Below are 9,238 nucleotides of genomic sequence, written 5' to 3' on the forward strand. Positions count from 1 at the left end.
CCGAAGTCATCCGCCCGCGACCAGCCCGAGCATCGCGAACCCCGCGCACACCAGACCCCTGACCTGCAACGTCACGATGCACACTGCTCATTGAGTCGATGACCTGCTGGTCCGGCACTTCGTAGATGGCGTCCTGCCCGGCAGGTGGATCTGCACCCGCACGACCACCGACAGCTCCTGCACCAGGTGTGCGGCCGAAGCCGCCCGGCTTGGTCGCGTCCGCCGGCAGGGGTGGCGGCGGGTGGGCGCTGGTGCCTTGAGTTGCCGCCATCACCTTCCCCGGCCCGGGCTCGCCCAGGACCCACAACGGGCCGGATCGCAGACTCCTGTGTTGATGACGGTCCATGAAATACCGATCATGATCGCGTTACAAGCTCATATCATCTTAGAACCCGCGATGATAAATGCCATCGCTTATAGGCAATTCGGTCGAAAGATTGAGATCTAGGGCGTTACGTGTGTTTTCGCGAATAAGTGGCAGAAATCAGTTGACTGTTTGGCGTCAGTGGCGAGTGATGCTGTGGGTCACCGCGGGGGTGGCGGCTCTTGGACTCCTGGTCGCGCTGGAGATCGCCGCACGCCGTTACGGTCAGCCGGGGCCGATTGCCAATCAGCTGGGAGCACTGGTATTCGCCACGAAACCGGGTCCGCTGTACGGCGGTTTGGCATTGATGGCGGTGGTGCTCACCTGGCGGCGACGGATCATTGCCGCTGCTGTCGCGATCGGCATAGACATCGTCTTCACGCTGGTGCGGTGGGCGGTCGGCGTCAAAGTGCCCGACGGCCACGTCTTCGGCAATGGCGCGTTATGGGTGATGCTGGGTTATGCGGTCATCGCTGTGACGCGCCGCACCGGCCGGGAACGCGTCCTCCTGCTGAAGGGGGTCGGGCTGGGCCTGCTGCTGGTGGTCGGCCGCAAGATCGGCGATACCTGGCTACTCATCACGTCGAAGACCCGCCCGGTGGTGCTCGACCAGTACGTGGCAACCGCCGATCACGCGCTGGGCAACCCTTCGTGGCTGGCAGGCCGCATTCTTCGGGCCACCGGCCCGATCGGCACCCATCTTCTCGACGTGGTCTACGCACAGCTTGCGGTGGCCGCGATCGTCGTCGCGCTGTACCAGCTGCGACACGTAGCGGCCGAGCGCCGCTTCCCGAGTCATCACCTCATACGCACGTTCCTGGTGATCGGCCTCCTCGGACCGGGCATCTACATGATCTTTCCGGTGGTCGGACCGGTCTTCGCCTACGGCCCGGGCGCCTCCGGCACCGGCGGCGTGGAATGGGCGGCGGCCGATCTATGGCCGCACACGCCGCTGCCGATCACCACGCCGCACCCGATGTCATACGACCAGATCACCCCTCGTAACTGCATGCCCAGCCTGCACACGGCGTGGGCTGCCGCAATCTTCATTCATTCCCGCAAGGGCCCACGCATCCTGCGATTCGCCGGTTCCTTCTGGCTGATTGCCACGCTCGCCGCAACGCTGGGTTTCGGCTACCACTACGGCGTAGATCTCGTCGCCGGCGTGGTGTTCGTAGTGACTGTCGAGGCAGTGCTCCGTTCGCTCGACCGTGGCTGGGACCGGCCGGGGATCCAGCTGGTCGTCTACGGCGCTGCGGTGTTCGCCGCGCTTCTGGTTTCGTACCGCTGTCTTCCGATGGAGATGGCCAGACATCAGGGGGTGTCCGGTTCACTTCTCATTCTCGCGATGACCTCGGTGGTCTACGGCTACGTACGGACCACCCGACGCTGGGAACCGACGGCTGTAGTCGCGCGACAACCGGAACCGCAGCCCGAACCAGCGTGAGCTGCGAGTGGCATCGGGTTGCCACCGAGTGAGCCGTGCCGGAGCTGCCGCTCCAGGGTGAGGACAGCGGTGGGAACCCCACTCCACCTGTGCGAAGTGCGCCTCGCTCAGGTGCGGCAGCGCCGCTCCACGCTCTGCCGGACTCACCACCGCCGGGACACGCCGGGACGGCCAGGGCCAGAACGAACCTCCTTGGCCCGGGGGATCGCGCGAGCCGCGACGAGTCCTGCGGCATCGGCGGTCGTACTGTCGAACTCGTCACCGAGGAGGACTTCTCATGCGCAGCGTGACCTATTCGATGAGCGTTTCACTTGACGGCTACATCGTCGGACCGGACGGCGGCTTCGACTGGACGGCGCCCGACGAGGAGGTCTTTCGCTTCTGGATCGACGAGATTCGAGAGGTCGGCGTCCACCTGTTGGGACGACGGCTGTACGAGACGATGCTGTACTGGGATACCGCCGACCAGGATCCCTCGCTCGGCGACGCGGAGCTCGAGTGGGCCGCGCTCTGGAATCCTCTGCCCAAGGTGGTGTTCTCCAGCACGCTGTCGGCTGTGCAGGGCAACGCCCGCCTGGCCTCCGGCGGCCTGGCGGAGGAGATCGAGCGGTTGCGGACCGAGCCGGGGGAGGGCGACATCGCGATCGGCGGCGCGACGCTCGCCGCCGAGGCGGCCGCGTCGGGTCTGATCGACGAGTACCGGGCCATCGTCTACCCGGTGCTGGTCGGCGGTGGCATTCCGTTCTTTCCCCGCCACGAGCGCCGGGTGGATCTCGAACTCGTCGAGACCCGTACCTTCAACTCGAAATTCGTCTACCTCCGCTACCGCGTGACGCGCTGAGGCGGAGCGTTCCAGGACACGGCATGGGCGCTGCTCGGCCGGCGCCCATGCCGCTCCCGTCCGTCGGCACACGCGAGCACGGTCCGCGCCCGCCTCACCGGGCCCAGCGCGGCAGTTCGGCGCTCGGCCCACCCCTGCACCATCAGCCGCTCGGCTCCGGATATCACCAGCGGCTCCAGCCTGTTGTCTCCCATGTGGCAACGCCAGACCGCAGGACCCTGGCGACTGGCACCGGCTGAACCCTGATCGGAAACAGAACGCGACTCACGCGAGAACCGACCTCAAGAACGGCTTGCCTGTCAGAGCGTGGTCCGTTCCGCCGTCCCACCCGCGTGCTGCCCATGGCTTCTGGACGCCGGCCCGGGCGGAGAACACGCTGCCCGGGCCGGTTGGCCACGACGGATCATGCGTCCAACAGTGGGGATACTTCATGTCCGACCGCAGGGATCTGATCATTCCGCCTCGGGGTGGGGATTCGCACTCCCGCCGTTGCAATCGACGATCAAGAAATGTTCGGCTTTCCCAACTGGACCGCATGCCAGGGCCCTTGCGTCGAATCGATCCTCCTGGAAGAGTCCGGGCGTCGGTTCGGCATTGCGTCGCGGGGGAGACTCGATGTTGCATCCCACGCGTGTTCTTCGAGGGCGGACCCGCCCTGAACTGCGTCAACAACAGCAAGCTGCTGGAGCGTTCACGCTTCACCGCGATGGGCGTCAGCTTCGGCGCCAGCGACGTCGGGGTGGCCATCGGGGCGGCTCTGTTCGCCAGCGGGCAGGCCGGCACACCGCCCCGGATCCGCGCGTCGCCGTACCTGGGTCCGAGGTCAAGGGCGCTGCCACGTCGACGGCACCTCACGGATCCAGACGGTCACCGAGCAGAGCAACCCGCTGCTCGCCCGCGGATGCTCTGTCCTGCTTCCTCAAAACGGAGATGGATCATCTGTTCCTGGGCAACTTCCTGGTTTCCCGAATGTGAGTGGGTGAAATCTTTCCCGATCTTGGCGTCCGCAATCGAACTTTACAAGGTTGCGCTACGCTCCAGGTGAGGGAAGGGAGACGTGAACAGGTGTCGCTTTTAGAAGCAGAACCGTACGTCGGTAAGCATTGCGAGTCGACCACACTCGTGAATCTGTTGCGGCAGCGAGAGGTCGACTTGTCGGAGTCGCTCATCTTCGGGCTCGCCGGTGGCCTGTCGTTCATCTACTGGCGGACGAAGCAGATGCCGACGCCGTTCGTCGGTGGCCGTATCAAGCCCGACACGCTGTCGGACAATCTCGCGAATGCGCTGAACTTGCGGCTGTCCGTTCACGAGACGTCATCGGCGAAGCGGGCGAGGCACCATCTGCTGGCCGAGCTTGATTCCGGAACCGTTGTCGGACTCAAGCTCGACCGCTACTTCCTCGACTACTCCACCGACGACTTCCGCTTCGCGGCCCACTATGTCGCCTGCGTCGGGCACGACGACGACCGTTTCGCCCTGGTCGAGACTCAGCCACTGGGTCTCCAATGGGCCTCCGGCGAATCCCTCGCGATCGCGCGAAACGCCCGGGGACCGATGAGTTCGCGTAACCGCGCCTTCACCCTCGACCTCCCTAAGGGTGGCATTCCCGATCTGGGGAAAGCGGCCCGCAAGGGAATCAAAATTGCGGCGGAGAGCTTTCTGAATCCGCCGATTTCCAACTTCGGGTACAAGGGCATGCACAAGGTCGCCGACCTGATGCCGCAGTGGCTCGACGACCTCGAGTCGCCCGCCGACAGCCTTTCCGAGATCTGCACGATCATGGAGAACGCGGGAACCGGCGGGGGCCTGTTCCGCACGATGTGGGCGGAGTTCCTGGCGGAGACCGCCGACATCACCGGTACCGGCGAATTCCAAGAGGCCTCGGACGCCTACCGCGAGCTGTCGAAGAAGTGGACCGAGGCGGCCGGACTTCTGAACGAGGCGGGAGTCTCCTCGTCGCGGGCATCCCTCCACAGCGCGTCAAAGATCGTTCATGAGGCCGCCGAGAAGGAGCAGCGCCTGATGCAGCGCCTGATGGAGCTGACGAGCTGACGAGCTGACGAGTTCGGCAGTGACCTCGTCTGACGGGAGCGAGGGCTCGCGCGGGGTGGCCCCCCGAGAGCTCCTCGCCTCGTGGGAGCCTTGGCGGCGGGGCCGGACTTCGACGCCCGGGGCGACGCGCTGCCTATGATCACCCCATGACGGCATGGAGTCGGTGTCTGGACGCCGCGGGGATCCGTGAGCCTGAGCTGCGCGGCGCGTACGGCGCCCAGAGGAAAGCGGTACGGCGCCATCGCCGCTCCTCCTACATCGCGGCTCGCGTCCTGCTGCCGGCCGCGCTGCAGCCTCACGCGCTGGCCGCCACCGCGTTCATGGATCACGGGGACAACCTCCTCGACACCGGCCCGAAGGCGCAGCGGGCCACGGCATGGGGGGACTGGGAACAGCGGGTGCGCAAGGCACTCGAGACCGGGTGCGGCGACGACCCGCTGATTGCCGCGCTGCTCGCCACGACGCAGCGGTATCCGCGGCTCCGCGAGGCCGTGGAGCAGTATCTGGTCACGGCCGAGGCCGAGCTCGAGTTCGCCGAATGCGCCACCGAAGCCGATTATCAAGCCTACCTGGATGCGTACTCGCTCCCCGCCTTCATGTTGGTCGGCACCCTGTTCGCGCCGGAGGCCGGCCACGACCGGTACCGCTCGGCGTGCCGGACCCTCATCGAGGGCAGCCAGCGGCTCGACTTCGTCAACGATCTCGCCGAGGACCTGCGGGAAGGACGGCTGGGCATCCCCGCGGAGACCCTGGAACGCTTCTCGGTCACCGTGGAGGACCTCCGGGCCGGTCGCGAACCGCCGGGCCTGAGGAACCTGGTGAGCCGGGAAGTGCAGACGGCGCGCACGGCACTGCACTCGGCAAGAGAGGTGGCGGCCCTGGCCACGGCCCCTGGCCGCGCCCTGCTGGGAGCGATCGTCGATATCGAGCTGCTCACCGCAGATGCGGTCCTCGCGCGTGGCCCCAGGCTGCTGGACGGCCCTGCGTCACCGCCCCTCGTGGGCACCGTACGAACACTGCTGCGAGCCCGCCGTGCGGCGTGAGGACGGCGGACACGACTTCTTCGGCGGGACGACGCCGGTCGCCCCCAGCCCTGACACGGACCGGACCGCACACGTGATGCGCCAGCCCTCCGGACAAAGCGAGTGGACCGACGTCCGGTGGGTTGTCCGGGTGAACCATGATCGCCTCTCGCGATCGACGGCTGCGTCGCTAGCAGCCGCCGCCCGCGCGGTGTAGCGTCGTTATCCAGCAGTCGTGGTTCCGAAGTCCCGCCCGTGATCACGATCATGGGCGTTTCTGCTGTTCAGCACCGCTCCGGACCAGGGCGATCACCTCCCGGGCCCGCAGGGTGCGAGCCCGGTCTTCCTCGAAGGAGCAGGCCATGGCCAAGGGCACCGTGAAGTGGTTCAACAGCGAAAAGGGATTCGGCTTCATTGAGCAGGAGGGCGGCGGACCTGACGTTTTCGCCCACTACTCCAACATCGCCGCTCAGGGTTTCCGTGAGCTGCAGGAGGGGCAGAAAGTCGAGTTCGACGTCACGCAGGGTCAAAAGGGACCGCAGGCGGAGAACATCCGACCGGCGTGACCAGAGTGCCCCGCAGGGCCGGAGGACAGGCCCCCGCTGGGGCACGTACCAGGTGATCAGCGTCGGCGAGTTCAGCCGCGGCCGCCTCAAGGCGCTCAGGCGCCCGACTCTAATCGGCATTTTCCTGTTCCCGGCGCTTCAACGCTCTCCGAATGAGCAAGTAGATCGCAATGGCGACCAGAGTCATTCCCATGAGGATCAAGGTTGCCCCGATGACGATCAAGACGGTCCCAAGAAGGATCAAGATCGTTCCGATGACGAGAAGAAAGATCGCGAGGGCGGTCACAGTTGCCTCCTGTCCCCCCTCTCGACACTGGCTGCGTCCCGTATCCAATGCAACCACTTCCGGATGAAACCGCGCGGTGAACAGTCCGGCTTCGCGGACAGGTAGCTTCACCGAGCACCAGGTGAACTTGCTTGTTCTGGGGGACCAGAACAAGCAAGGAACTGCACACCTGGCTCCGGCAGGCGCGTGCACCGCGCTCTTGGCCCCGCTCGCTCGCCGGCTCACCAGCAAGCTCCACCCGAGCGCGGACGGCCGCTGCCGCCCGATGTCCCTGGTCGTCACTCCAGGCCAGCGGGCAAGCCACCACTCTGTTCAAGCCGGGGCGCCCGTCGGCGCGCGCCTGGACGGGAAGACCCCTCAGCAGTAGCGCGCTCGTTCCGTCATCCCGGCTTGCGGAGTGGATCGAGAGATGGTGGTGACACCATGCGGACGTGCTCACCTGCGTGGTCGCGGCTGCCGCGTTGCTGCTGATCGCCCGGTGGGACGGTCTCACCCGCGCCGATCTCGGGCTCGACACGGTTGCCTTGTACCGAGGGCTGTGGTGGGCATCGGTCCTGGTGGGAGCGGCTCTCGCCGTCCTCTTGGTCGCGTTTGCTCTGCCGGTCACCAGGGAGGCGTTCGAGGACGAGCGCGCCGCGGGCCTGACCCTTGGGCAGCTGCTGTGGCGGGTGCTGATCCGGGTGCCGGTCGGCACCGTGCTGCTGGAGGAGGTCGCCTTCCGAGGTGTCTTGTGGGCCATGGTGCGGCGTCGGCGTGGTACTGCGTGGGCCACGGCGGTGTCGTCGCTGCTGTTCGGGCTCTGGCATGTGCTTCCCTCGCGCGGGCTGAGCCGGGCCAACGCGGCCGCAGCGGTCCTGGGCACGGGGCCGGCTGGCAGCGCGCTGACGGTCGCGGCCGCCGTTGTCGCCACGACCGCAGCCGGGGTCGTCCTGTGCGAGTTGCGGCGCCGCTCCGGAAGTCTGCTGGCGCCCGCGGCGCTGCACTGGGCCGTCAACGGCTTTGGCTATGTACTGGCCTGGGCAGTACCTCGATGGAGGGGCTAAGGGCTGAAGCGGCGGTGCTGGATCACGTTCGGAACCACCACTGCACAGAGATCGTCGGCAGCGTCTGCAGCTACGGCTCGCGGGGCCGGGAAGACTGGCTCGTCATAGGTCCGGCCACCGTCGAGCAGGACCGCGTCGGCCTACTGCCCCAATCGGGCTGGGTACCGCTCCAGAAGCCGCCCGCCCCCTAACCTCCCCGCCCCCAACCTCCCGGTCTGCCCCCTTCCTCGCCAGCGCCTGGACCACCACACCTCAGGCCGGTGAACCGGCGGACACCACGACGGCGATGTCGTCGGCGAACCCGGCCCGGGGTTATCGACGATCAGGCCGGGCCGGGTGAGGCGCTCGAGCAGCACTTGCAGGGCGTTCGCAGCCGAAGCCTGCGGCCCGGCTCCGTCCGACCTGCCCCCACGATGACGCCGCCCTGAAGAGCACCCGGTTCTCCATGCACACGACCATGGAAGGGAGCCGCATCATGACGAACTCGACCACGCTGCCGGAGCTGCTGTGCCGTGGCCGGGCTCGCGAATCGGTTCGAAGCGGTCTGGGGTCCCTCAGGTCCGCTATGTCTTGACCTGGCGGACCATGCGGTGCCGGTCAGTTTCGGGGGCATTGAGGAGGGCGCGTGGCGAATTGCGGCGCTCCGGCGTGGGCATGGCGCCGGCCGACGGTGGGCAGTGGTGAACCATGGCTACGGACGGTGGCGCTGCGCCCGGTGTGCAGGTCTGCTCTCTCAAGGTCGATACGCCGCAGCTGGTCGCGCCGGGGACCGCGTACAAGATCGTCCGTTTCCCCTTCGGCGTGGCGGAGCCGACGGACCGATTCGAGATGCACCAGGCCGCCCAGCCGGACGGCTACGTCGTGAGCGACTGGGCGACAGACGACCGTAGTGGCCTGATCTGGCCGTCCATGGCCGGCTGGGGGCACCTGCACGCGATGATCCAGTGGGAGGCCGCCAGCGGCACGGGCGGCTACAGCGAACTGCGCGACCAGTACGTCCGTGACCCGCTGGGCCTGACGTCCAACCCCAACGACACCACGGCGACCGAGCACCGCACGCCGACGCCTGGCGGCCAGTTCTACGTCAAGAACCACGGCATCTTCGTCGGCCCGGGCATCCCGATGGCGCTCCGTGTCACGCACAACGACACCAACTCGCGTCTTTTGACCCTCGCCGAGTTCAAGCTCGTCATCCACCATGCTGCCTGACGAACTCGTGCATCGTTGGCGGTAGGACGTCCACCGGCGAATCAAGGGCTCGGCGGCCGACCGAGCTGCCGCCTGCGGCGAGGCCGACTCGGTCGCAGTCCGCCAGGCTTTGACGATGCGGCCTACAAGCAGCGGAACACATTCGCGTGGTGTATCAACGGCCCCAAGCCATGGCTGACCACACGAACCGGCCAAGTTCGCCATCGCCTACCAGGCCGCCTTCCACCTCCTGGGCATCTTCTGACCGCCGTCAGGGCCTCACCCGCGCCCCGCAGGGGGAGGGGCGGACAGTGAAACGACGATCACCAGAAGGCAATGAGCAGTGTGCATCGTGACGTTGCAGGTCAGGGGTCTGGTGTGCGCGGGGTTCGCGATGCTCGGGCTGGTCGCGGGCGGATGACTTCGGTG

Annotated in this window: 9 protein-coding genes; 8 read left to right on the forward strand and 1 reads right to left on the reverse strand. The window is 66.9% G+C overall.

Translation table 11 applies throughout. The annotated features are described in order from the left end of the window. Positions 1-515: 515 nt before the first annotated feature. The 6 genes from ACZ5TL_RS39125 (at position 516) to ACZ5TL_RS39150 (ending at position 6,292) form a co-directional block, all read left to right on the forward strand. A complete protein-coding gene (locus ACZ5TL_RS39125; RefSeq protein ID WP_468595545.1) occupies positions 516-1,811 on the forward strand; it encodes a phosphatase PAP2 family protein in 1,296 nt (431 codons plus the stop codon). 277 nt (positions 1,812-2,088) lie between these two features. Further along, complete coding sequence (locus ACZ5TL_RS39130; RefSeq protein ID WP_468595546.1) at positions 2,089-2,652, forward strand: dihydrofolate reductase family protein; 564 nt, start codon at positions 2,089-2,091, stop codon at positions 2,650-2,652. Between the two features lie 535 nt (positions 2,653-3,187). Then, positions 3,188-3,697 (forward strand): carbamoyltransferase N-terminal domain-containing protein, encoded by a 510-nt coding sequence (locus tag ACZ5TL_RS39135; RefSeq protein WP_468595552.1) that lies wholly within the window; start codon positions 3,188-3,190, stop codon positions 3,695-3,697. Between the two features lie 20 nt (positions 3,698-3,717). Further along, on the forward strand, positions 3,718-4,704 hold the full coding sequence (locus ACZ5TL_RS39140) for a BtrH N-terminal domain-containing protein (RefSeq protein ID WP_468595547.1): 987 nt from the start codon (positions 3,718-3,720) through the stop codon (positions 4,702-4,704). A 146-nt stretch (positions 4,705-4,850) separates the two neighbouring features. Beyond that, positions 4,851-5,747, forward strand: a complete 897-nt coding sequence (locus ACZ5TL_RS39145; RefSeq protein ID WP_468595548.1) for a squalene/phytoene synthase family protein — start codon at positions 4,851-4,853, stop codon at positions 5,745-5,747. Positions 5,748-6,088: 341 nt separating this feature from the next. Beyond that, positions 6,089-6,292: a cold-shock protein gene (locus ACZ5TL_RS39150; protein ID WP_007379522.1), complete on the forward strand. Its 204-nt coding sequence runs from the start codon at positions 6,089-6,091 to the stop codon at positions 6,290-6,292. A gap of 109 nt (positions 6,293-6,401) precedes the next feature. Here the strand turns inward: ACZ5TL_RS39150 and ACZ5TL_RS39155 are convergent, their stop codons facing one another. Next, a complete protein-coding gene (locus ACZ5TL_RS39155; protein WP_468595549.1) occupies positions 6,402-6,578 on the reverse strand; it encodes a hypothetical protein in 177 nt (58 codons plus the stop codon). Between the two features lie 431 nt (positions 6,579-7,009). Between ACZ5TL_RS39155 and ACZ5TL_RS39160 the strand changes: the two genes are divergently transcribed. Together ACZ5TL_RS39160 and ACZ5TL_RS39165 are read left to right on the forward strand one after the other, a co-directional pair. Then, positions 7,010-7,621, forward strand: a complete 612-nt coding sequence (locus ACZ5TL_RS39160; RefSeq protein WP_468595550.1) for a lysostaphin resistance A-like protein — start codon at positions 7,010-7,012, stop codon at positions 7,619-7,621. Positions 7,622-8,308: 687 nt separating this feature from the next. After that, positions 8,309-8,830, forward strand: coding sequence for a hypothetical protein (locus ACZ5TL_RS39165; protein WP_468595551.1), 522 nt, complete (start codon positions 8,309-8,311; stop codon positions 8,828-8,830). Positions 8,831-9,238 lie beyond the last annotated feature (408 nt).

The organism is Streptomyces sp. NPDC033136 (assembly GCF_055578235.1).

Excerpts from the sequence above, each read along its gene's own strand:
- ACZ5TL_RS39145 (WP_468595548.1), top strand. The coding sequence starts at position 4,851 with ATGACGGCATGGAGTCGGTGTCTGGACGCCGCGGGGATCCGTGAGCCT.
- ACZ5TL_RS39165 (WP_468595551.1), top strand. The coding sequence starts at position 8,309 with ATGGCTACGGACGGTGGCGCTGCGCCCGGTGTGCAGGTCTGCTCTCTC.
- ACZ5TL_RS39130 (WP_468595546.1), top strand. The coding sequence starts at position 2,089 with ATGCGCAGCGTGACCTATTCGATGAGCGTTTCACTTGACGGCTACATC.
- ACZ5TL_RS39125 (WP_468595545.1), top strand. The coding sequence starts at position 516 with ATGCTGTGGGTCACCGCGGGGGTGGCGGCTCTTGGACTCCTGGTCGCG.
- ACZ5TL_RS39135 (WP_468595552.1), top strand. The coding sequence starts at position 3,188 with ATGCCAGGGCCCTTGCGTCGAATCGATCCTCCTGGAAGAGTCCGGGCG.
- ACZ5TL_RS39150 (WP_007379522.1), top strand. The coding sequence starts at position 6,089 with ATGGCCAAGGGCACCGTGAAGTGGTTCAACAGCGAAAAGGGATTCGGC.